We start from the raw sequence: 25,620 nt of genomic DNA on the forward strand, positions 1-25,620 counted from the left end.
GTTTTTTTTTATTAACTTATTTCATTTAGAGCCCCAGTGATAAACCGATATGTATAGAGCGGGTAGCCGGATAAACGTCTCCTATAGCTTCCGGATCAGTTAAATCGATTTTGTCAATACTGAACAAGTCTGTACCTCTTACATAAACCTTCGCTGTTTTCATCTTGATCTTATTCAACCAGGCAGAAGGTATCTTATAATATACTTCACAGTTACGCAGCTTCAGGAAAGAGCGGTCTTGCAACCATACAGAGCTGCTTTGTGTGTTATTATCCACATTTTCCGTAGTCAAACGCGGGAAGCGGGCATTCGGGTTTTCAGGTGTCCAACGATTCTCATAAGCATACTGTGAAATAGAAGTATTATTTATCAATGGACGATATACACTGGATGTAAGCCAAGCCGTATAATTACCTACACCTTGAAAATAAGCGTTAAAGCCCAAACCTTTCCATTCTAATCCTACATTGAAGCCATAATAAATTTCCGGCCAGACAGAATTATAGCCCATGGGGATCATATCGTTGGAGTTAATGACACCATCATTATTTACATCCTTATACTTAATATCACCCGGCTTTACCGGACCAAATTGTTGAGGTGTACTATTATCAATATCTGCCTGATCTACAAAATGACCGATAGCTTGCAAGCCCCAAATCTGTCCAACCGGTTTTCCTTTCGCACTTAAATACTCATAAGCTTTGGGTTCTTCCAAATTTTCGATAATCTCACTACGGTTGAATGAGAAGGTTCCGCCCAAACGTAACTGGAAATCTCCAATACGTTTATTATAATCCAAACCCATTTCTGTACCCCAGCTATCTACTATACCGGCATTCTTATAAGGGCTACCAACACCTAATACCGCCGAGTTCTGTCCTGCTGCACTTACCCAAATATCCGAGCGTCTTTCATAAAAACCATCAATAGTGAAGGTCAGTCCTTTCAACAAAGACATATCCAAACCGACATTATATTTATAGGCTTTCTCCAACACCCCGTTCAATGAAGGTAACCGGCCTTCAGCCCATCCGCCATCTCCATTTCCAAAGTTATTACCGCCTACTACAGGATAAGTTCCTCCGCCTTCCATTTTATTAAGCCAATAGCCATCAGCCGGCGTGTTATCCGTATTGATAATACCAAATGAAGCACGCAGTTTCATGAAGTCTATTACATTTTGGTTTTTCATGAAAGCTTCGTTGGAGATAACCCATGACAACCCTACAGTGGGAGCCGGTAACCAACGGCTATCAGGATCCAACTTATTAGAAGCGGAAAACATTAAAGTAAAGTCTGCAAAATAGCGATTATCATAGCCATAATGAGTGTACCAACCTGCATTCTGAGTAAACAAAGTTACATTTACTCCATTTCTATCGTCATATTTATACGTATACAACAGCATAGAGTAAAGGTCATGTTTGCCAAAGCTGCGGTTCCAATCTACATTTGCCTGAAAGTTTAAAGAGCGATACTGCCAATCCAATTTTGAACTTTCGCTAGTACCTACCGAACCTCCCTCAAAATTAGTGAAAGCTGATGGTTCTCCATTAGTCCATTGGCTAACAGACTGCATGCCATATTTTTCACTTCTACGGTGATCTTCCCAATAAGAAGCTAAATTATCATACCCGATACGTACCGATCCACCCAATCCTTTGGTAATGGATGACAAATCCTGACGCAATAACATGTCAGCATACAGAGCGCGAGTGTGTCCCTTAGTATAGCCATGGCCTTGTGCCAGATATACAGGGTTATAATCACCATTCCAAGTACTATTACCACCCCACAAGCCCTTTTCTGTTTTAATTGGGAATGCTGCCGACGGCACTGTATACAACTTACCGATCAGATTATCACCACTTGAGCTTGGACGGCTGAATTCATTCAGTACACCTGATATATTAGCCTGTAATCTCGTTTTGGGTGTCAGGTCAATATCCAGATTTGAACGGAAATTGGCTCTTGAATATTTGTCTTGCGTAGAATACCCATCATTGGAATTGGCATTCTTAATAAAACCACGATTATTCTGCAAATTCAACATCGTGAAGTAGCGCATCTTGGTAGAACCTCCACGGAATGTCAAGGTTGCTATATCCGTAGTTCCCTGATCACGGAAGACCTCGTCCATCCAGTTCACATTAGGATAGAGATAAGGATACTTCCCACTTTTGAAAGCATTCAACTCATTCTGAGAATAACGTGCCGATTTCCCATCATTAGCCAAAGCTTCATTGATAGCATTAGCATAAGTAGAAGCATCCGCCATTTTCGGAATTCGTGTCTGAGAATTAAAACCATGATCATAAGAGAAGTTTATCTCACGACTTTTGTACTTACCACGTTTAGTCACGATATTCACTACACCGTTTACACCCCGGAAACCATAAAGAGCTACTGCCGCTGCATCTCGCAGGATACTAACAGATTCAACTTCTTCTGGAGAGATATAATTCAATGCCTGATAGCCATTATCCCGTTCCAGACCATCCACTAACAGCAATATACCATTTTTATCATTTAGTGTCTTTTGTCCACGGATAGCCATAGATGAAATCTGATCCCAAACATTACCCGTCTTCTGCATAGTATAAAGCCCCGTTACATTACCATACAATGCATTACCTACATTGAAGGTAGAACGGTTGTCAATCTGGTCTGCATAAACCGTAGAGACAGCACCTGTAGATTCGGCATTGGTCTGATTCAAACCAAAGCCGTAGTTGACTTTCTCACTGGAGAAATCCATAACAATCGTCAGGTCTTTCCCATCAGCTACAGGCACAATTTTAGTATCATCCTTACCAGTACGTACCTGCAAGCGTTGAGTATGATCGGCTATAATTTCAAATTTACCATTACGGTCAGTCGTCGCCTGTACCAACGGATTGTTTTCAACGGAAATCAATACACCTTCTATCGGATTGCCTAGTTTATCAACCACTTTTCCGGCTATATTGCCTTCCTCTTGCGCCCAGCTTTTCAGAGAGACACAAGCCAACATTGCTAAAACTATTATTTTATATTTTTTCATGTTGTTCTTTCTTTATTATATGGTTATTTTTACCTTTATTTCCAACCCGGGTTTTGTGTCAGTCCATATCCTTTGTTTACTTCCGAAGGCGGGAAAGCAGCTAAATACCATTTAGGATTAAAATTGCTCCACCAGGTGCGAGCTATGTTTTTAAGTTCGAACACTTCGTACTTGAAATTAGATGGTTTATTAGGGTATTCAGAAGCATTACCACTGGTACCCGACCATGGTTTGTTTCCACCACCGTCATTACGATAAACTTTCAGTCCATGAAGTTTCTTCTGGAAAAGATCAGCACGTTTGTAACGAATCATATCAAAGAAACGTACATCTTCCAAACCAAGCTCACAAGCACGTTCGCGGAGTATTTCTTCCAATAAAGCATTTTTATCAGTCGTCAGATTCTTGGTAGGATTACACTCTGCCAAGCCCCCTAAACCAACACGAGCACGTACGATATCTACCTGATCAATAGCTTTCTGCAAATCCCCCTTAGCTTGCAGGATGGCTTCTGCATAAATCAAATAAACTTCAGCTAAACGTAAATAAGGCCACTGAGGATAAGTTCCACTTAAGTTACCTGTTTTATAGAATTTATAAAGGCTGAAACCGGTAGCTACCTTTCCTGTTTCCTTTTCCGTATCGCCAATGTTATCACGACCGCCCAGCCACAATTCAGCCGCATGGTCACCAAAGTTGGCACCATTCACCAACATCGTCTCGTACAAACGCGGGTCACGTACCGGCTTGTTATAATCATTATCTGTAAAGAATGGGAAAGCACCATCAGCCAGCAGCGTATTGGAGTCAAAAGGCGTACCGTCACTCATTGGGAACATCTGCATATATTCCAAGGTCGGAGTATAGTTGCCATAACCTACAAATTCAGTCTGAAATTTATACCACCAGTCGTTATTGAACTTACCTATTACGCGAGTAGAAATAAGTAATTCCGTATTATCCTGACGTTCAAAATAAGCTTTGAAGAAAGCGTCACGATAATTTTGTGAGCTTGTTCCATCTGCCTCCATCAATGCATAAAAGCCGTTAGCTTCTAACTGTTCAAAAAACTTATAACATGCCTGGTAACATTGTTCCCACCAGTCAGCATTATAACCTCCGTACCATACTTGCAGATTACTTACAGCATCTTGTGGAGATTCTGTAGAATAAGGTTCGCTATCATTAAACAACGGACTGGCCGCAAACAGCAGCATCTTACATTTCAATGCCATTGCTGCCGCTTTTGTAAAACGTCCTTGCCAGTTCGAATCATCTGTTCCCAAAGACCAAGGCAATTCCGGCTCATTGATAGCAGCATCCAATAAGCCCACCATAAATTCAACCGTTGCCGCAGCCGTTGCACGGGGAACTTCGTAGACAGCTTGTACATCATACGTTTTGTCTACCAGCGGCAAACCACCAAAATGACGGAACATATCGAAATAACGGGAAGCTATCAGTACTTTTGCCTCTGCAATCAGACGCGCTTTCTCGGCACTGTCCATATCCGGTACACGATCTACATTTTCAATAAACATCCACCCGGCACGAATACCACTCCAGGCTTTATCATCTATATAGTTGTAGCGGACATCGCCTCGGGAACCATCTTCATCAGCTGCCGTATATGCACCACTATAATAGAGGCGATTCACTCCATCCCAGCTATTATGACTATGCCAGCAATCAGAAAGAACTTCAAACATACCGGTGTTCATTTTCTTTTCATCATAGCCCCCCCAGTAGTAAGGTAAACCATAATAAAGTTTTGTATAAGCATTCCATAAAAATGCACGGGCATAATCAGCTTTTCCAAAAATAGAATCTTGATTCAAGTCGTTCGTCGTAGGCGGTTTTTCAAGAAAACTATCACCGAACTTTATTTGATCGACGCAAGAAGCAAAGAGTATGGTAACCCCTGCAAATGCTATTATAAACCATTTCGTTAAATGTCTCATATCTTAAGTATTTAATTCTTAAGTTTCTTATTTTCAATATCAATAAACATTAAAAGCCTAATTTCAGACCAATATTAAATACTCTGGTCAAAGGATAATTAGGACGATCGCTCTGACGAGACTCCGGATCTCCCCAATCAAAAGCAGTAAATGTCAATAAATTATAGCCATTTACATACATGCGGCAACTATTCAGTTTCATTTTTTTCATGAAGGGGAAATCAAAATTATAACCGATTTCGATGTTCTTCAAACGGAGATAGCTTGCATTTATCAAATACAAATCACTTCCTTTTTCAAAGTTATTTTTACGATTCGTTGCCGTTATGCGAGGAAATTTAGCAGTATATGTGTCTTCTGAAGACCGCCAGGTATTTTCATATTGGTACAACAACAAGCCTTTGTTTTGAGTATCACCAAGCGGCTGTCTGAATTCAGAAAGCATACGGTCTACATTCCAGGCACCCGTCCACTGCATAGAGAAATCAAAATTCTTCCAAGAAAAGCCTAAATTCAAACCTGCCGTATATTCCGGAAGATCAGTAAAACCTATATCTCGTGTCGCATCATTGCCGTCCAGCTTTCCATCCTTATTCAAGTCTACATAAACCGCATCACCGGGCTGCAACGTAATTCCATGATCACTAATGGGTATTCCAAATTCTTCCTGATAACGTATATCGGCCGTCTCATCATAGAAGCCCCAGAACTTATACATAGAACGTGCATTTATACGACGTCCAGTTTGATACATCCAAGGTTCATTTTGCTCAACTTCATTCATGAATACAATCTTGTTCCGTGCAAATGATATATTGAAATTAGCCCAATAACGAAAATCAGTTCCTATTTTATCATTCCACTTCGCCTGTACTTCAAAACCTTTATTCTCTACCTTATTCACATTAATTGCCGGAAGAGTCATACCCAAAATACCCGGCAGATAATCCGGAGTTCTAAGAATATCACGACGCTTTTCTATAAAATAATCGGCAGATATACTCAAGTGGTCATTAAGAATATTGAAGTCAATACCATAATTTTGCTTAACAGCTGTTTCCCATTTAGCATACGGATTACTCTGAGTGGCTTCCCATGCACCCGGCTTGGCATTTCCTATATTCTGTCCAAAGAAACCGCCGGGAGCGTTATGGTTATTATTTTGTCCATAACTATAAGAACCTGGCAAATAGAGGAAACGCTTACCCGCATAGTTATCATTACCTACCATACCCAAAGTTGCACGAATTTTAAAATAATTCACAACCTTCTTCACAGGAGCAAAGAAAGGTTCCTCACTAACAATCCAACCGATAGAACCGGCAGGGAAGAAGCCGTAACGATTTTCAGGATTAAAGTTCTCTGAACCGTTATAACCTACATTAAATTCGGCCAAATAGCGAGTCTTCCAGTCATACGTCACACGTCCTACCAATCCTACATAACCGGTAGGAATATAGTCGTAATCTCCTCCGGGATAATATCTTTTTGATTGATTGTAAAGAAACAATGCTGTAACATTATGATCGCCAAACTTACGATTATAGTTTAAAGCTAATTCCATATACCAGTCACGTCCCTTACCATAATCTCCTTCACGATAGCTCGTCTGGCTATCAGAACCTGATTTTTTGTAAGTAATAGCACCCTTGTCATCTACAACCGGTGTATAGGTAGCTACGGAAGAACTGGCTATTTTAGTGGTTGAGTAAGAAGAGTTATATGACCCTTTCAATTTTATAGAAAGTCCCTTTGTTATGAAATCAAGTTTCTGGTCGAGCACCAAGTCCAGATTCAGCACATTCGTTGTCTGATTACGGAAACCTTTGCCATAATAAGATTCCAAACCATCTGCTCCAGGTTTAGTAACATAATCCGCATTCGTTTTGATATATTTACCGTCTACTATACCAGCACTGGCAAAAGGTACAGCCCAATAAAGTTTACGGAACAATTGATTCTGATCTTCACCAGACTCAGGCGTACGCTTACTCTCCACGCGTCCGCCAATATTGACTGATAATAATGTTGTTTTGCTGATATCAAAATCCAGATTTGCCCGATAATTATATCGCTTATAGTCAAAGTTAAAATCATCTGTCAGATTGAATTGCTTAAACATACCATCTTGGGTGAACAAACCCGCAGACACAAAGTAACGCATATTATTTGTTCCACCGGAGATGCTAACATTGTGCTGTGACTGAAAAGCGGCTTTGTTCATACAGTAATCAATCCAGTTAATATCCGGATAAAGTAACGGGTTAGTATGATCCCGAAAAGCAGCCAACTGCTCATCCGAATAAAGAGGCTCGTTACCGTCATTAGTCCTCATCATATTAACATAAGAAGCATACTGATAAGAATTTGCAAACTCCAGTTCTTTAGTACGCACATTGACACCGGCAGAAGTGGTAAATGAAATTTTCGCTTTTCCTTCAGCACCACGTTTAGTTGTAATCAAAATAACACCATTTGCACCTCGTACACCGAATACCGCAGTTGCCGAAGCATCTTTCAAAATGGTTACACTCTCTATTTCATTTGGGTCAATCTGAGAGAAATCACGTTCTACACCATCTACTTGAATTAATGGAGTTGCATTATTAGTTGTTGCAATACCACGCACATAAATATCCGCCGCATCAGCACCCGGTTCACCGGAATATTGTACAGAAGAAATACCCGTCACCTGTCCGGAAAGAATGTTTGAAATAGAACCTGCCGGTGTTTTCAATAAGTCATCTCCTCTCATTGAGGAAATGGCACCCGTTACTGATACCTTCTTTTGTACACCGTAAGCTACAACCTCTACTTCACCCAACATCTGGGCATCTTCTTCTAATACTATATTAAGACTAATACCTTTTTTAACAGAAACTACCTGTTCCTTATAACCAATAAAACTAAACTGTAACTTACTCCCGACCGGGACATTCAGACTAAAATTACCATCAATATCAGTAATAACACCGGTAGCTGTACCTACCACCATAACGTTAGCACCAATAATCGGCTCACCATTTGCATCCTTGACTGTACCAGTTACTTTTACTGTGTTTTGCTGTACACTCTCTAAAGAGGGAACATCTTCACTATATCCCTTTAAAGGGACAGATAAAAACAAAAACAATAAAATTGCAACTGGAAATAATCGACATAATTTTTGAGCCTGTCGTTTACAGAAATTTTCTTGCTTTTCCATTAGCAATAATTTTAAGATTAAACATCTATTTAATAATATAATTCACTCTCAACGTGTTTTTTAATTTACACCAAGATTATATATCCTTAATAAAAAAGATAATAGTGTCAACAACATTACCAGTTGACTTACTTGTAAATTGAAAAAAGACAGGTACATTATAACCTGTTTTAAACTCATAAAGATCTATTCCAACTTTTTTACAATACAATGGTATAGTACCAGGTTGTACAAATTGGATATCTACATTTTCAGCAACCCCATTTCCTACAAAGAATAAGATCGGAGCTTCCGGATAAATATTTTGAGTATAATCAGTACGTTCCCACATTTCTGGAGTTGTTTTTCCATCCTCTGTTGTATTAGCATATTGACGCCACCATCCATCCCTTATGCGTTTTTTCAACTCTGCATCACTATATTCAGTTGCAGCTAATAAACTAAAGTTACTGATTGAATCTGATTCGATCAACTCATCTGTAACAGCCCTTGTGTCGGATGCCAATTCAGGCAATGCACCTTCATCCAATCCAGTAATTGTAGCATCATTACTACACCCTGTAAAAAGACTAACAGACATTGCAGCAACAAAAAGTACTGTAATCAATTTGCTTCTTTTGTTTTTCATGTTTCTCATTAATTTTAAGATTAAACATTGGTTTGTTATTTACAACAAGAACTAAAAAAATCCCTATCATTTTCATTCTTGATTGCGACACAAAAGTAGGAGGGCAAAAAGCAATATGCCTTCTACAACAGCCCAAACAGATGCTAATTTGTCTCATGACACAATTTTCTACATGAAATGAAACATTATTCTACATAAGTTTTCAAATGTGAGAGAGTTTTAAAAGAAATGTATAAAACGAATAAATGAGTAAGCAACACAATAAGACTGCAAGAACAACATTCCATTTTCCGAAAGTTGTTCTTGCAGTATAAAAGACAAGATGGTTAATAAATATATGCTCTATGTTTCCGGAACATCATCTTCCACTGTGCCATTCGAAGTAAAGCGCTCCATATATTCGGAAGGTTGCATACCAAACTCTTTCTTAAAACTATTACTGAAATAACGCGGATCATTATAACCCACAGCATACGCCAATTCTGAAATACGAATATTCTTCTTCTCTTCCATTATACGACAAGCTGCTTTCATACGAATATTCCGGATAAAGGAAACATAAGTAAGACCGGTCAATGACTTCAACTTCCTGAAGAAAGTCGATTTAGCCATATACATCTCCTCCAACAGCTTCGCCTGATCAAAATCCGGATCATCCAAATGACGATGCACACAATCAATAGCCCGTTGCAGGAAATCCTCATCAACACTGGTGTAATTCAACTCTTTGGCTTCAAATACCAACTGTTTCTTGAAATCCTTTCCCATACGTTCACGGCTTCGAAGCAAGTTGGAGATGCGTGCATGGAGAACACTCAGATTGAAAGGTTTACTGATAAAGCCATCAGCACCGGACTCATAAGCCTCAACCCGGTCTTCCTCCTTATTCTTAGCCGTCAGCAAAACTACAGGAATATGGGATGTTTCAAACTTATTTTTAATATACTGGCAGAACTCAATGCCATCCATCTCAGGCATCATTACGTCAGAAACAATCAGATCAATCTCTTCCTGCTCTACCACATCTATAGCTTCCTTACCGTTATTAGCTGTGTAAACCATATAATCCGCACCCAACAATTTCGTCATTAACTGCAATAACTCTTCATTGTCCTCAACAATCAGTAAAGAGTACGAAGACCGGATAGCAGTCGGTTCGGCTTGTTCCTCACTATCATCATCAGAGACATTTTCGCCAAACTCATCTGATAACAGTTCTTTCTTAGCTTCTTCCGCATCTGCCGGCAGACTTTCTTCTATTTCTTCTTCCGCATACGAATTACGAAGAACTGGGAAGTTTACAATAAACAATGTACCTTTCCCTTCTTCACTTTCTACCGTAATAGTGCCATGATGCAGCACTACCAAATCGCGAACCAATGACAAACCGATGCCGGTTCCAATAGTCTTGAACTTCCGGTAATCTCCTTCATAAAAGCGTTTGAAAAGGTTCTTCTGGGCTTCTGCTGATATGCCGGGGCCATTGTCTTTCACCACTAACCGTGCTGTCCGATCTTCATTTTCAGACAGTTCCACACTGACCAGACCACCGGCACGATTATATTTAGAAGCATTAGACAGTAAATTATAGAGTATCTTATCAAGTTTGTCCGGATCAAAATAAGCGTTGAAAGGATCGGGTGAACATGAAATCTGAAACTGAATATCTTTCTTCTTCATCAACGGGCGGAAGCTATCAAGACTGCGATGTACAAATTGCGTAAGGTCACCTTCGGAAACCCGCAGCTTAAGATTTCCTGTCTCCGACTTACGAAATTCAAGGATTTGTTGCAGCAAACGTATCAGTCGATTGATATTGTTATTCATCACTCTATATTGCTCCTTATACGTGGGTGCGGTCCGTCTCAGCTCATCCACCGAAGCAGAAAGAATGGTTAACGGAGTCAGTAGCTCGTGAGTAATATTAGTAAAGAATTGTAATTTAGCATGATTAACCTCTTCTGCCTTAGCTTGCTCCATCTCACGCAAATGCAGGGCATTTCGCAAACGGATTCGATTACGTATCACCCGGAAAGTATAATAGATAATAGCACAAACACATATAATATATAAGGTGTAAGCCCACCATGTTTTCCAGGGAGGCGGCAAAATAACGACTTTCATCCGAAGCATCTCATCATCCCAAATGCCATTGGCATTAGAAGCTTTCAATTGGAAAGTATAAGTTCCGGGCTTCAGGTTATTATAATAAGCAAAACGCTTGGACCCACCCGTATATTGCCAGTCAGAATCGAAACCTGCCAGCTGATAAGCATACTGGTTTCTATCCGGATTGGCATACTCCAATGCTGAAAATTCGATGCTGAAATTATTGTGCCAATAGTCCAGCTGTATCTCATCTGCAAAAGCGGGTGAAAGTTGTGAAATCTCCATTCGCTCTTTAGCTGGCAGATTTCCCCATGACTGATTGAAAATCTTAATGTCAGTCACTATCACAGAAGAAGAAAAAGGCTGTTCCTGCTGATTCTCAGGATAAAAACTATTATATCCCCGGTGTCCGCCGAAGAACATTTCACCGTCAGCTGCAACCGCCTGGGCACTACGAATAAATATATTGTCCTGCAAACCATCTACTGTGGTGTACAAACGGAATGTGGCACTTTCCAAGTTATCCGATAGGGCAAGTTTTATCAATCCGGCATTCGTACCCAACCATAAATCACCCTCTTTATCACTCCTGATACTGACAACCGCATCTCCCGGAAGATTCCATTTCGCATGTACCGGAAGAAAAGTATCGGTTGCTTCATCATACAGATTCAATCCACTGCCTCCTGTTCCTACCCAAATGCGTCCTTTGGCATCTGTGTAAAGACAATCGGCATACACACTGTTGAGCTTTCCATTCGTAGCAGAATAACATGAAACGGTATAACTCCCTTTTTCATCACAATGAAGCCGAAAAACTCCGTGTGTATTGGAAGCCACCCACATATCTCCGTCATTTCCTTCGGTCATATACATAGTCGGAACGTTTCTCATCTGGCTATTTCCTACTTGCAAAGTATCCAGCCGCACCGCTTCTCCATTCACTGTACGCATTGAAACTCCATTACGCGTAGCAAACCAAAGGTTGTGCTTTGAGTCTTCATAGATATGAAAAACACAGGAACCTGCCAACCACGGCGCATCCTGAGCATAATAGTTCCTCACCCTCTGTGCCACAGGCGCCTTCTTATCTACCTCATAAACTCCTCCGTCATAAGCCGCAATCCAAATATGTCCCGTAACGGAATGTTGCATCATAGACATTACCGTAGAAATACCACGATAACGATCGAATTCAGGCATTTGGGTATAATAAGTGAATTTCCCGGTTTGACGGTTCTTCACCCCCAATCCATAAGTTCCTATTCCCAGCCAGAGCAATCCTTCATCATCCACCAAAATACTGCGAACAGAAGTAGTCTTCAGCATTCGTTTGACTTCCAACAACTGATCCCAATAGAAATCAGCTTTCCGAGTACTCACTTTGTTTACACCTCCACCAATCATACCTACCCACATCAGCCCCTGGCGATCACGCAAAAGGGAAGCCACTTCATCACTGGCTATAGAACTATCCGATTCACTGGGATAATAATTACTGAAAGTCTCAGCACCTGTGTAATTCCCTGTCAACGGAAGTACACTGAGCCCTTTACGGGTTCCTACCCATAAAGAATGAGTATTAAGATCTTCGGATAAAGCATAGATAATATCATCTGAGATACCGGCAAGGTTCTTTTCATCATACCTATAAGTAATCCAAGTGGTCTTATCCGGCTGGTAGGCATCTTTCAACAAAACCAAACCACCACGCCAAGTACCTACCCAAATATTCTTTTGACTGTCCTGAAATACATAATGAGCAGAGTTTTGTTCATTCAACCGCGGGTATCTGAAATATTTCCCGGTTTTCTTCTCATAACGATACAACCCTGCATCCCATGTTCCAATCCAAATATCTCCCCGGTCATCTTCAAACAGAGATTTGATGGCAGCCCTGGGCATCACATTCCCTGTATTTTCGCCACCATGGCATAAGAAATCATCTTTATCTTCCTGGTACTCATACACTCCCCAATCTGTTGCAAACAGAATACGTTCATCACTGGTTATCAGTACTTGAGGGATACTATTACCATTCATCTCCGGATGATCTATTTTCCGTATCGCACCCGTTTTCTTGTCCAAAACATTCAGACCACTGTAAGTACCAATCCAAAGACGGTGTTTTGCATCCTCTGCCACACAGAAAACATTATTATTGGTCAGCAAATCAGTGCGAAAAAGATTGGATTTATAAGTAGTAAGAGAATAACCATCATATTGGAAAAGGCCATTACGGGTAGATATCCAGATATATCCGTCGCGATCCTGATAGACAGATTGCACATCTTTACTGGGCAAACTGTTCAATATGGACGAAGACTTAAACACCAAAGTAGTTGGTTTAGGTGTTGTGATAGCCTGACATATCAAAGGGAAAAATATTCCAAAGCAAAATACAAAACTCCAGATTTTTTCTTTCATAGTAAGCATTACCTTCATGGTTTACTCCGTTTTAAATATAATTAATAACGCCCGACAAATATACGTAAATATATCTAAAAGTATCTTATCCATTGGTAATATTATATTCCAATAATTCTATATCGGGACGTACCCGGGATGTACTTGCTCCGTACCAAGTCCGTAGTTTCTCCGTACAGAGGTACTTCTGACCGAAGAACGTACGGAGCAAGTACGGTCCGGATACGGCTCGGGTAAGGAGCAGATAAGCTCAAAAAGACAATATTGACCTAAATTTCACCCTTTTTGGCACTAAAGTAGCCGTTTATATTGCAAAGAATACCTTTTCTTTGCAGAGAAAAATAAATAAGAATATTCTTACCATGTAATACACACGCAATGATGAAAATTGTATTCTCAAAAATGACCGGAGGATTATTACTATTTACTTTATTAGTTTCATTAAAAGTAAATGCCTCCTTGCCACAGGCTAAAAATGATTCCGTATTTCATTTAGTACAACCGGACTACAAGTTGAGCCCTCTCACCGGTATGACTCGCCAACATTGGCTTGACGCTGCAACCTATTTACTGGACGGAGCATTCAGTTACATCCACACACCGGATGATCCGATGCACTTCCCGAAACAGCCGGGAAAGAGTTATCCAACAGATGGAAAACCTAACAAAACGGAGAATTTGGAGGGACTTTGCCGCACCATGTTCGTAGCAATCCCGCTACTAAAAGAAAATCCGGATCTGGTACTGAATGGAATCAAAGTCGGAGATTATTACCGGCAACAGTTACGCAATATGAGTGATCCGTCTAAGTCCGGATATATTCAACACCTCAAAGGTGGGGCAAGCCAGACGCTTGTAGAATTCGGAGCACTTGCCTTGTCACTTACCGTAATGCCTGAGATTATCTGGGAACCATTGACACAAAAGGAGAAAGATGATCTTGCCGCATTAATGCTTAGTTATGGTAACGGACCTACAATCGGTTCTAACTGGCGCTTCTTCAATATATTCGTCATGTCTTTCTTCAAAGATCAAGGTTATGAAGTCAAAGACGGTTATATGGATGAATTGCTGCAAAAATCACTGGCACAATATCGTGGATATGGATGGTATAATGATAGTCCGGCCTATGATTATTATAGTATGTGGGCTTTTCAGATGTATGGTATGATTTGGGCGCATTACTACGGTGAGAAGTTCAATCCGGAAGCCGGACGACAGTTTGTCAGAAACTTCCGTGACCTGGTCCCTAACTATCCCTATATGTTTGCCGAAGATGGAAAAATGAATATGTATGGACGCAGTATTACGTACCGTATAGCTGCCGCTGTACCCTTCCCTTTGATGGGGTGGCTCAATGATCCGTCTATCAACTATGGCTGGATGCGCCGCATTGCCTCTTCCACCTTGCTCCAGTTCCTTGAAAATCCTGCATTAATGGAAGACCGGGTACCAACACTGGGATTTTATGGGGCTTTTGAGCCTGCCGTACAGATTTATAGTTGTCGTGGCAGCGTTTACTGGATGGGGAAAGCGTTCCTTGGATTATTATTGCCTGCTGATAATCCGTTCTGGACAGCTATTGAGAATAACGGAGCTTGGGAAAAAGAACTTCAATCCGGCAAAGTATACAATAAGTTTATGGAAGGTTCCAACACTTTAGTGACCAACTATCCCAATAGCGGCACCTCGGAAATACGTGCATGGTGCCATGAAACGGTTGCCAAAGACTGGCAGAAATTCCGTTCTACCGAGAATTATAACAAACTGTCCTACAACACGGCATTCCCCTGGATGGCAGACAGCCCGGATGGCAAAGTATCCATGAACTATGCCGTACTGAATGACAAACAAGAATGGGAAGTGCTACGCCTCTATACATTCAAAAAGTTTGAAGACGGAATTTACTACCGGGATGCAGAACTTGAAACAAACCCGGAAATCAGATTCCGTCTGGCAGATATTCCGCTTCCTAACGGTATACTTCGTGTGGACAAGGTTTCTTTTCCACTTACAACAGAATTACGTTATGGACACTATTCTCTTCCGGAGCTAGGCAATCCCATTGTTACAAAGGAGCAAAAGGCCGGAGGATACACCGCCTACTGCATGGATAATGGTGCCTATCAAACGGCTCTTATCAATCTACAGGGTTGGTCGGAAGTGGAATTCGTACAGACTGAAGGGCTCCATCCGGTCAGTAACAAATGCTCAGTAATCAATGCTGCCGCTACTCATTCCGGTGATAAAGTCTTTATCACACTGCAATTATGGAAAAAGAGTGGCAAGTCATTTACTAAAAAGGAACTGACACCTGTAAAGTCCTTCAAACAGACCGGAGACACTATAACCATTTATTTCTCTGACGGGACGGTAAAGACGGTTTCTCTCTCCTGACATAAGTTTCGGAAGGAATAGTTATCTTTGCCGCCAAAGTAAGAGCTACGAAAGCTCTTCTACAGAAACAATATAATTATGGCAGGCATCTACATACATATCCCCTTCTGCAAGACACGTTGCATTTATTGCGATTTCTATTCCACTACACGTTCGGAATTGAAATCGCAATATATCCGTGCCCTTTGCCGGGAGTTGACGGAACGCAAGGAATATCTGAAAGGGGAAGCTGTTGAAACCATTTATTTCGGTGGAGGTACACCGTCACAGTTATCGGAGGAAGACTTTAAGGAGGTTTTCAAAACGATTGAACAGGTTTACGGAACGAGGGAAGCAACAGAAATAACTCTTGAAGCAAATCCCGATGACCTTACGGAAGAATATATCGGAATGTTGCACACTCTACCGTTCAACCGCATCAGCATGGGAATACAAACTTTTGATGATGCAACACTGCAATTATTGAACAGACGGCACAATGCCACACAAGCCATAGAAGCAGTAAAACACTGTCGACAAGCAGGTTTTCAAAATATCAGCATCGATTTAATTTATGGCTTGCCCGGAGAGACCGACCAACGCTGGACACAAGATTTACAGCAGGCTGTCAGTCTTGATGTAGAGCATATTTCAGCCTACCATCTGATTTACGAGGAAGGTACACCCCTTTACAAAATGCTGCAACAACACTCGGTATCTCAAGTGGATGAGGATAGTAGTCTGAACTTCTTCTCCACATTGATAGATACCCTTTCTGCCACCGGATACGAGCATTATGAAATTTCCAACTTTTGCAAACCGGGAATGTATTCCCGACATAATACTTCTTATTGGCAAGGTATCCCTTATCTAGGATGCGGCCCGTCCGCACATTCCTTTGATGGAGGCTCGCGCGAATGGAATGTAGCTTCACTAAATCAGTATCTTTCATCAGTAGAACAAGGACAACGCCAACACGAAACAGAACAACTGGACACACGAACCCGCTACAATGAATACATCATCACAGGTCTGCGCACAATGTGGGGAATATCAACTGAAGAGCTAAAAAAGAAGTTCGGCGACCGACTCTCGAAATATTGTTTGGAACAAGCCAGATCTTATCTGGAAAATGGGAAATTAGAGTTGCATAACGATCGGTTAAAGCTAACCAGAGAGGGTATTTTCATCTCAGATGGTATCATGAGCGATTTATTGATAATAGAATAATTGCTTAAAAGCCGCATCCATCACGGATACGGCTTCTAAGCAATTAATGTAAAAATCACAAACTAAAAATATTTAATCCGTATTTTCTGTAAAATGAGTTTGCATAACAATGTCAGTAGCAGTACCATAGCCACCCTTATATGTACTATTTGAAGGGGTTCCAGTGAATTTACCATAGTAGAATCCATCCACATGCTGTTTTGCCCATGTACCATTGTCAGCAAAAACAAAAATCATATTATAATTTTCATCCGTAGCTATAGGAGCAACATATTGTACAGTTGTTCCCCATCCAAGTGTCCCGGCATTGTCATAAGCACACAGATAAACTTTATATGGAGAAATATCTCCCAGATATTGTCCAAATGAGATAATAAAATAACCTTCATTATAAGTTGCCAGGAAAGATGCATCCACCGGCATCCCATTCGTCGTCAGTTGATATACATTAGCAATCCCTGTTGATTCAACTTTACAAAGTGCAGCATATCGCTTACCATTATTTGTATACAGCATATCATAAATACCGTTCAAATTCATTTGTGTAAATTCCGCGGTATACGCCACATTACCATCATCAATAACCACCATACTTGTCCTATATCCTCCATCTTGAATAGCGGGCGCGGTAAATATTATCTGATTTTCATCCCTCCGGTAGGTAATCCATTGGGGTACTGTCACTTTAATATCCCGTTTTGTATCCAAAGAAAAAGCTGCATCTCCTCCTGCCGGCGCAAATGTTACATCTTTCAAGGTACAGATAAAAGTATCACCTAACTGTGTAACAGGGACCTCTTTCTTTTCATTGGCAGAACGAATAGTAACCATCGTCGTACGACTTGAGATTGAATTGTTCAAATCTACCGATAAGCTAATATCCTGTCCTGATACAGATATATGACACCATGAATCAGCCGCAGTAGCCTCTACCTCCGAAGTAGCAAGTACTTTAATCAAGCCGGTGCCACCTTTATATGTAAACTGGGCTTCTGTACTTATCACAGTCAATTCGGGGCTTTTTACCGCATCATCATCGTCGCTGCACCCTACAACCATTGTGCAAAGTGCCAGAATTAATATATTCACTAACTTTCTCATACAACTTTCCATTTATTTATTTTTTAATCATGCTCAAAGGTCCGGCATATCGGGAAGTTCCCCATTGCTTAAATTCACCGACATACTCATTACCTTTCATTTCCCATACTATGAGTGAATTAACTTCATGATCAGCCCAAACGCCATAACTTTCTAAATCTATTATAATATCCTCCGTATCCACTCTTGGTTTACTTGCAACCCCGAGTGCAGTATTTTTAAACAAACTACCGGTATTGGCATCCCAAGCACATAACCATACTTCATTACTGCCGGCATTACCCACTTTCTGTGACATAATTCGAATTCCTCCGACACTCTTATCGTAATTCACCAGCAGTTTGTAATTCGGATTAAACCCGACCATCAGGAATGATGTCTGACTTTCCTCTTCAAGAATCACCGGTATTCTTCCTCCAGCATATACAAAGTCCCATGATCCCAAAAAATCCTTATACTTCATATATCCCTCCGGCAATTCATTTGCCGTGAGCTTAACATCGGTGGCTCCCTGATCAGTACAAGTAAACGTTTTAGTCGCACTATCCCACGTGAAGTTTTCCAATGTCTTCCCCATCACTTCTATCGGTTCATAGAATTTAATACCGGTAGCAGTGAAAATATATGGCCCCGATACTGACTCAGTCTTCTTACCTTCAGTCTCATAACTGAAAAGAAATACATGGTCTTCCATCGGAACGACAAACGTCTTTCCGCCAATACTGGCCGTATATGTGGTTGTAAACGTTTCTTTCGACAACTTAACCGTTTTGTCCAAAAGCGTCATCGGAGGTTCAGTCAGACGCGTCATTTTTATGACATTATTTGTCTTTTTTCCTCTAAGAATAATTTCATTATCGGTATGCGACCGAAATATAAATTCATAATCGCCCTCATACCCTTTACCTTTTCCACCTCCGTCTATGATGTCCGGATCAGAAAAATGATGGAACAATTCATTATATGTATCAAAGTTTAATGTCGGGCCTATATCTTTTTTCAAGGAATAAAGACTGGTTACTTCTTTTTCAGCCTCCTCAAATGCATCAGTAGATACTGTAACCTGATCACCATCTTTAAATTTCATAGTAAAAAGATACCCTCCATAGGCTTGGGTAGACGAAGGATAATATTCCATAGCCCACCCATATTCTGCACTTTTCAATAAAGTCTGATACTCAGCCAATGCTTTCTCTACACGCACCGATGATGGTTCATCAAATACGTCGTCCACATCCTGCACACACGAACTCAGAAGTATGGAGAAAACAAAAAATGTATATATTATTTTTTTCATATTTTAATTATTAAATATTATCCAAATCGAGTTCACTTATCTCAGCGCAACGCCTGCTAATTACACTACGCAGTTGTTCAATATCGATGCTCCAGGATTCTTTCATATACTTCCTTACGATATCCAGTTTCTGGTAAATGATGGCACTCCCTTTATCACCAGCGAGTGCTATTACCTCGTCCCATTGCTCAGCTGGATAAGTCAGGTAACAGGCTGTTACTTCAGCGATATCTTCACGAGGCTGGCTACCGGCATACGGCGTGACAAATCCCAGTGGAGCAACAGTTTCAAGACTACGGTTTTGCCATCCTGTAGGCACATAGTTTCCGGCACTGATTTTATCAAACTCTACCGTATATGCCTTCTTTTGATGCAAGATATGCGCAAACTCATGGTGCATCACCTTAAAATAATATTCATTCAGCTCGTTCACATTAGTGGGGTCAAGCCAGTTCCCCATATAAAGGGTAACTTTCAATCCGCCTTCAGCCGTTCCCAAGGTATAAGTTGTTTTGTCCCATGACGCCGAACCAATCAGATGAATCACTTTAGGGGCATTGGCACGTGTAAAGTCAATACCTCCCACTTCATCATAAACTTCCAGCCAGGCATGTTTCACTATCTTAGCCAGTTTGACACTAAGTTTAAAATCCGTAGGAACCAGATTATGCGAATAGTCAGATTCGATATGCTCCATCCTATAGATGAAATCAATATTATAGGTATCCACATAGTTTACTTTCAGCCATTTGTCAAAGGCATTACGTTCTGCCTCCGAAGTATCAAAAATACTATTATCCTTATCCGGCTCATTGTCGTCACAGGCCGAGAAACCCATTCCGAATATAAGCATCAATATATATATATACCAATTTTTCATAAATCTTCGTTTTTTAGCGGTTTAATTATCTGGGATTTCTTTCCATACCGGCTGATACAACTGCTGCCGGTATCTGTATAGCTTTTCTCAAATCGTGAGATTCCAGTACAATAGGAGATTCTCCATAAAGTTCACGCGTAATTTTAAGGCCAAAACGCTTGATATCCAGCCACCGTTCACCTTCATGAACTGTTTCTATACGGCGGGCATGTAACACGGCTTTCAACAGATTGGTCTGCAAGCCCGACTCTATATCAAATTTCGGATTCAACGGCTTTCCGTTTGTTTTTGGATCAACAGTCTTTTCATAAAATGTGTTCAGGCTTTCCATATCCGGTATTTGCGCTGCTACTTTAGCTTTACACCAATACTGCAAGTCTCTCACCCCCTTATCATATTGTTTAGCCAATATATAAGCCTCAGCGCGATTGAGAAGCGTTTTATCACTGGTAAAAGCAAATATCACTTGCCGGTAATAACCGGTGTTCAATACAGCATTGGTAGTTTCGAATATAGCATCCATTTTCGGAACAAAGATTGACTGATCTCCATATCCCAAAACTTTATCATAAGCCATAAGATGTCCCCATGCCGCAGGCGACCAGATGGTTTCCCCTTCGCACAATGTCCGGTTATGCCCATATCTCTGATTGGTATATTGAGTTCCCCACCTTGAAAGTGCCCCTATCAGCATCAGGTTGGCCGGTTCATCTTTATCAATAAAAGCTAACGTATATTCTTTAGAACTGGGGAACTGACTATATCCGTTCATATTCCGTAATAAACTACCGGGATCTTCGCCAATAGCCTCCGTAGCATATTTTATTGCCTTCTCATATTGATTGTAGAATAGATTGAACTGAGCTGCAAATGAGTATGCCGCTCTTTTGTTAAAATGATAGAGCGGAACAGTGTACGCTTCATCACTTATTAAAGGAAGAGCCTCTTCGATGTCTTTATCTATCTTCTCATAAGTCTCTTTTAAAGTTCCTCTTTCATACTTGACGCCAATAGAAGTTCCCGGAGCGGTCATATAAGGTACACCTAAATCCTTATCGGCATCATTGCCATAAGCCATACAGAAAACATTAGTTAACAAGAAATGTCCGTAAGCACGACAAATCAGCGCTTCACCCTTATATGGCAACGCTTCTTCCGGCTCACCCAATTCCCGGATGGCAACCAAAGCCTGATTAGCAGCTGCGATTATCATATAACACCCATCCCACATATAGCCAGGAGTATCCTGATCAACGTCAGTTATATCTTCCCAACGAAATGACTGTATCATTTTGTTATTCGGCAAGCTATATTTATCTCCATTATCCTGCCGGTTATCCGACATCATTTCTTCCATCAGTAATGCAGAAGATTTTGGATAAGCCGACACCAAAAGATCTTTTACCTTTTGCAAAGAATTTACTTCGGCACGCTTGTCAGGCATTGTATCCAGAAAGCCGTCACAAGAAGTGATACTTCCCAAAAGAACAGCCAGCAGAGATATAATTATTATTTTTGTTTTCATAAGTTCTGATATTTAAAATCCTAATCTTAAAGTTAATGTAAATTGCTTGGGCACAGGAGCCGACACACCACCCGAACGGAAAAATTCAGGATCCTGTCCGTTCAATTTTGAGTCTGCATAAAGCAAAAACAAGTTGGTGGCCTGTAGTTTCACTGAAGCATTGCTGATAGCTGTTCCTTTCAAAAGAGAGCGTGGGAAATCATAAGAGAGGGACACTTCCTTCAACCGGATAAAATCACCTTTGGCAATGCGAGCAGTTGAATAGTTATAGGCATTGTAACCATAATTCAGATTGCCATACTGTTTATTTTCAAATGAGCTGGCTATGACCGGAATATCGGTATACATCTCGTCGCCCGGCAGTCTCCAACGATTCTTAAAATCCTTCTGGGTTGCGTCCAAATCACTATAAGAACTCTTGAATGCGGGATCAAGCCGTACTTTATTTCCTGCGGAATAAGTGATGAATACATTCAGACGGAAGTTCTTATACGTGAAAATATTACCAAAACTACCGGTTATAGTGGGATCTGACGGACCTTCGTATTTCAGGAAATCAACATTCTCCGACTCCTGGAAATTCAAGGAACCATAATTCTTCTTGGTTATCTTTTTGTCACCAAACATAAAGGTCGGGAATCCATCTTCATCAAGTCCTTCAAATGGAATAGAGAACAATCCTCTTGAGGGATAGCCTTCGCGTGCAAAACCTACTCCGGCAATAAGAGAAAATACGGTTGAACGGGATTTAAAGTCGGTAACTTCCGTCTTGCTATACCCGAAAATAAAATCGGTAGACCACTTAAAGTCTTTTGTTTCAATGTTTCTGGTGGATAAAGACGCTTCAAAGCCATGAGATTTCATAGAAGCGACATTGGCATAACGCTGAGTCTGCCCTTCCACTCCCTGTGTAGTAGTAATGCCAATCAGATCGTAATTATCACGCTTATACCAAGCCGCTTCCACATTAATCCGGTTATCAAGAAATCCCATATCCAGACCGATATTCAGCTCATGTTTTTTCTCATAAGTCAAATCAGAATTTTCCAAATCTTCAATTTTCAGCCCCGATTCCGCTACACCTGCCGACGGACGCCAGGGGGTATAGCTCTGAATGATTACCAAAGAATTGGATACATTACTCGGACCGACATCCGCCGTTAAACTATAAGAAGCCTTCAGGGTAAAATGTGATAAAGCAGGTTCTAAATCTTTAAAGAATTCTTCCTCATGCATATTCCATGCGCCCGCAATGTTCCAAGTAGGCAACCAGCGTGCTGAACGGGACTTACCCAAGCGATTGGAACCTTCATAACGTCCTGTTCCCGTCAAAGTATAGCGTCCTTTATAAGAATAAGTTGCTGTTCCGAAGAAAGCCACATTTCTCTTTTTAGTATTGCTCAAACTATAATAATCGGAGTTACCTTCACGCATTTTCTTAAATGCAAGATAATCAAAAAACGGAATTTCCCCATTGTCATATTGCATCCCCCAACCATCAAAGTTGTTACTGGAACGGTCTTGAGCATTTGCTTCCATACCGCCGTATACATTTACGATATGGATGTCTTTGAAAACATCATTCCATGACACAGCTGCACGGAAGTCATAACTCAACATCTTATATTGAGTGGTATTATAGAAACCACCCTTAGGAAGAATAGTTACCGGCAATGCATAAGGATCATCAGGATTTTTATAAAGCCATGAATTACTATTGATAATAGTGGCATCTCCCATAGCACGGTAAGCCAAAGCTTGGTTCGAATTTTCCCGTATCTTATGTTCTTGTGAAGTTGAGGAATATTTCAACGCTCCTAAAGCACTGACTTCCAGTTTAGGTAAAATCTTCCATCTCATTTCGCCCTGAAATTTCAGGTCTACTACATCCAATGAAATGTTATTTGTATTCAATTCATTGAAGATATTAAAATCCGAATAGTTACGCATATAATAGGTATTGGCGTCCAATGTTCTGGAAGTGTTCAATGCATAACTATAAGGGTTAATATCAAATCCACGTGTAACCTCACCCCGGACAGCATCCATGCTTTGTCCCAATGTGCCGGGAGCTTCCTGCTTACGATAAGATGCATTGGCAATCACATTAAGAGAAAGATTCTTCAGTATGTTATAGCTATTATTCAGATTAGCCGTATAGCGCTGTACTTTGTTTTTAATCATCCATCCTGGATCATTCATAGCACTTACCGACACATAAGAGGTTGACTTTTCATTTCCCATTGCATAACTAACAGAATGGTTCATCATAACAGAATTACTGAAAAGCATGTCAAACCAGTCGGTATTTCTCATTTCAGCCTCACGTAAATATTCATTCTGTGCCTCAGGCGTGTGAGCAAGTCCAAACTGTCCGTTCGTTTTGTCATACCAGTTATTCAATTGAAACATTTTGCCGTACACGCCACTATTGGAAGCCCGGTATACACTTGCGAAGTTAAGCCATCCTTTATCTCTCATTTCCTGATAAATTCCCATCTGATCCTGAGAGTTCATCAAATTAAATTCACGGTAAGAAGGCTTCATTCTCATTGTAAATTCCCCCGTATAGCTTAGTTTGCTGGTTCCGACTTTACCTCTTTTAGTGGTAACAACAATCACACCAGCCATAGCACGTGCTCCGTAGATAGAAGTAGCCGAACCATCTTTTAGTATCTGGAAACTCTCTATATCATCGGCATTTAGCCCGGCTATAGCAGAACTGATCAGAGTCACGGCATCACCCGATGAAAGCTGGTCGGCACTCACCTCCACAACATCATCCATAATAACACCATCGACCACCCACAAGGGTTTTGAATTTCCATAGATTGACGTAGCACCACGCACACGGATTTTAGGCGCAGTACCGAATGTACCCGAAACATTTTGTACCGATACTCCCGCAGAGCGTCCTTCCAAGCCACGACTAATATCAGCTAAACCATCGAGTTTAACATCGGCAGCCGTTAATCTGTCGGCAGCACCTGTAAACAAGCGTTTATCAACCTTAGTCATACCTGTAATAACGACCTCATCAAGTACTTCTGCATCAGGCTTCAACAGAACCTTTATCAACCCGGATTTAATAGGAACTTCTTGTGTTTGCATACCAACAAAAGAAATCTGTAGAGTTCTCGCAGAACTTGGAACATTCTATTTATAAGGCGTACAGAAAAGCAGATAAATCTTGTTCCTACATTCTAAATGTGTTTAATTTAGCTGAATAATATTTTTATTAAAATTATATCACGAAATCTATATACCGAAATGCAAAATTATTATTTATGATCAAACATAAAATCATTTTGTAAGCTATTACCATATAACGCCAATATACAAACACAATGCCAACACAAATAAACAACATATAACGCAATTGCATTCTCATTATGAACATTCATCAACCACAACTGTATTTACAAAAAATAACAATAATTACTTTGTACTTAAAAAGATGTGTTTATCTTTGCAAATTATTAAAAATACGAATAAACACGCTATTATATACGCTATTCAAAACGCAATAAAAAAACGCGCGAGTCAATACGCAGAATAATAACGCAATCTGATAACCTTGTTTTAAACTTAAATTCTGAGAGAAGTACTTATGAAAAGAAAATTGATGTTGCTATTGATCTACCTGTTCACAGGGGTAGGTCTACTCAGTGCACAAACATTAAAAGTGACAGGAGTCGTCATTTTTGAGGAAGACAATGAACCTGTTGTAGGAGCTACCGTATTAATCAAAGGTACAAAAACAGGTATTGTAACTGATTTGGATGGTAAATTTACCATTTTAAATGTTCCAAGTTCTGCGAGAACTTATTACATG

11 protein-coding genes and 2 pseudogenes are annotated in these 25,620 nt (G+C 40.4%); 3 read left to right on the forward strand and 10 right to left on the reverse strand.

From position 1 onward, the window contains the following. Window positions 1-25: 25 nt before the first annotated feature. The 5 genes from K6V21_RS00320 to K6V21_RS00340 all read right to left on the reverse strand — a co-directional run bounded on the left by K6V21_RS00320 (window position 26) and on the right by K6V21_RS00340 (window position 13,394). Window positions 26-3,046: a SusC/RagA family TonB-linked outer membrane protein gene (locus K6V21_RS00320; protein ID WP_224320501.1), complete on the reverse strand. Its 3,021-nt coding sequence runs from the start codon at window positions 3,044-3,046 to the stop codon at window positions 26-28. Window positions 3,047-3,081: 35 nt separating this feature from the next. Then, window positions 3,082-5,007: a RagB/SusD family nutrient uptake outer membrane protein gene (locus K6V21_RS00325; protein ID WP_217712655.1), complete on the reverse strand. Its 1,926-nt coding sequence runs from the start codon at window positions 5,005-5,007 to the stop codon at window positions 3,082-3,084. Window positions 5,008-5,056: 49 nt separating this feature from the next. Then, window positions 5,057-8,212: a SusC/RagA family TonB-linked outer membrane protein gene (locus K6V21_RS00330; RefSeq protein WP_217712656.1), complete on the reverse strand. Its 3,156-nt coding sequence runs from the start codon at window positions 8,210-8,212 to the stop codon at window positions 5,057-5,059. A gap of 76 nt (window positions 8,213-8,288) precedes the next feature. After that, window positions 8,289-8,840, reverse strand: a complete 552-nt coding sequence (locus K6V21_RS00335) for a hypothetical protein (protein ID WP_224320502.1) — start codon at window positions 8,838-8,840, stop codon at window positions 8,289-8,291. 342 nt (window positions 8,841-9,182) lie between these two features. Then, complete coding sequence (locus K6V21_RS00340) at window positions 9,183-13,394, reverse strand: hybrid sensor histidine kinase/response regulator transcription factor (RefSeq protein ID WP_217712658.1); 4,212 nt, start codon at window positions 13,392-13,394, stop codon at window positions 9,183-9,185. Between the two features lie 360 nt (window positions 13,395-13,754). Between K6V21_RS00340 and K6V21_RS00345 the strand changes: the two genes are divergently transcribed. Next, a complete protein-coding gene (locus K6V21_RS00345) occupies window positions 13,755-15,773 on the forward strand; it encodes a DUF2264 domain-containing protein (RefSeq protein ID WP_224320503.1) in 2,019 nt (672 codons plus the stop codon). Between the two features lie 78 nt (window positions 15,774-15,851). Further along, window positions 15,852-16,982, forward strand: coding sequence for a radical SAM family heme chaperone HemW (gene hemW / locus K6V21_RS00350; protein WP_224320504.1), 1,131 nt, complete (start codon window positions 15,852-15,854; stop codon window positions 16,980-16,982). Window positions 16,983-17,054: 72 nt separating this feature from the next. Here hemW and K6V21_RS00355 read toward each other — a convergent pair whose 3' ends face one another. The 5 genes and pseudogenes from K6V21_RS00355 to K6V21_RS00375 form a co-directional block, all read right to left on the reverse strand. After that, window positions 17,055-18,083 carry a BACON domain-containing protein gene (locus tag K6V21_RS00355; protein WP_224320505.1) on the reverse strand — a complete coding sequence of 343 codons (1,029 nt, stop codon included), beginning with the start codon at window positions 18,081-18,083 and terminating at the stop codon, window positions 17,055-17,057. A 16-nt stretch (window positions 18,084-18,099) separates the two neighbouring features. Then, window positions 18,100-19,380, reverse strand: a complete 1,281-nt coding sequence (locus tag K6V21_RS00360) for a DUF4302 domain-containing protein (RefSeq protein ID WP_217712662.1) — start codon at window positions 19,378-19,380, stop codon at window positions 18,100-18,102. Window positions 19,381-19,390: 10 nt separating this feature from the next. Continuing rightward, window positions 19,391-20,260, reverse strand: coding sequence for a putative zinc-binding metallopeptidase (locus K6V21_RS00365; RefSeq protein WP_217712663.1), 870 nt, complete (start codon window positions 20,258-20,260; stop codon window positions 19,391-19,393). A gap of 25 nt (window positions 20,261-20,285) precedes the next feature. Beyond that, a complete protein-coding gene (locus tag K6V21_RS00370; RefSeq protein WP_224320506.1) occupies window positions 20,286-21,785 on the reverse strand; it encodes a RagB/SusD family nutrient uptake outer membrane protein in 1,500 nt (499 codons plus the stop codon). A gap of 12 nt (window positions 21,786-21,797) precedes the next feature. Then, window positions 21,798-24,941, reverse strand: a pseudogene (locus K6V21_RS00375) (SusC/RagA family TonB-linked outer membrane protein); the annotation flags it as partial. Between the two features lie 454 nt (window positions 24,942-25,395). On the opposite strand from K6V21_RS00375, the pseudogene K6V21_RS00380 reads away from it, so the two are divergent. Continuing rightward, window positions 25,396-25,611, forward strand: a pseudogene (locus K6V21_RS00380) (carboxypeptidase-like regulatory domain-containing protein); the annotation flags it as partial. Window positions 25,612-25,620 lie beyond the last annotated feature (9 nt).

This window comes from Bacteroides cellulosilyticus (assembly GCF_020091405.1).
Classification (GTDB): domain Bacteria; phylum Bacteroidota; class Bacteroidia; order Bacteroidales; family Bacteroidaceae; genus Bacteroides.

Coding starts and splice junctions, on each gene's coding strand:
- K6V21_RS00340 (WP_217712658.1), bottom strand. CDS start 13,394: ATGAAGGTAATGCTTACTATGAAAGAAAAAATCTGGAGTTTTGTATTT.
- K6V21_RS00325 (WP_217712655.1), bottom strand. CDS start 5,007: ATGAGACATTTAACGAAATGGTTTATAATAGCATTTGCAGGGGTTACC.
- K6V21_RS00355 (WP_224320505.1), bottom strand. CDS start 18,083: ATGAGAAAGTTAGTGAATATATTAATTCTGGCACTTTGCACAATGGTT.
- K6V21_RS00365 (WP_217712663.1), bottom strand. CDS start 20,260: ATGAAAAATTGGTATATATATATATTGATGCTTATATTCGGAATGGGT.
- K6V21_RS00320 (WP_224320501.1), bottom strand. CDS start 3,046: ATGAAAAAATATAAAATAATAGTTTTAGCAATGTTGGCTTGTGTCTCT.
- K6V21_RS00360 (WP_217712662.1), bottom strand. CDS start 19,380: ATGAAAAAAATAATATATACATTTTTTGTTTTCTCCATACTTCTGAGT.
- K6V21_RS00330 (WP_217712656.1), bottom strand. CDS start 8,212: ATGGAAAAGCAAGAAAATTTCTGTAAACGACAGGCTCAAAAATTATGT.
- K6V21_RS00370 (WP_224320506.1), bottom strand. CDS start 21,785: ATGAAAACAAAAATAATAATTATATCTCTGCTGGCTGTTCTTTTGGGA.
- K6V21_RS00345 (WP_224320503.1), top strand. CDS start 13,755: ATGATGAAAATTGTATTCTCAAAAATGACCGGAGGATTATTACTATTT.
- K6V21_RS00335 (WP_224320502.1), bottom strand. CDS start 8,840: ATGAAAAACAAAAGAAGCAAATTGATTACAGTACTTTTTGTTGCTGCA.
- hemW (WP_224320504.1), top strand. CDS start 15,852: ATGGCAGGCATCTACATACATATCCCCTTCTGCAAGACACGTTGCATT.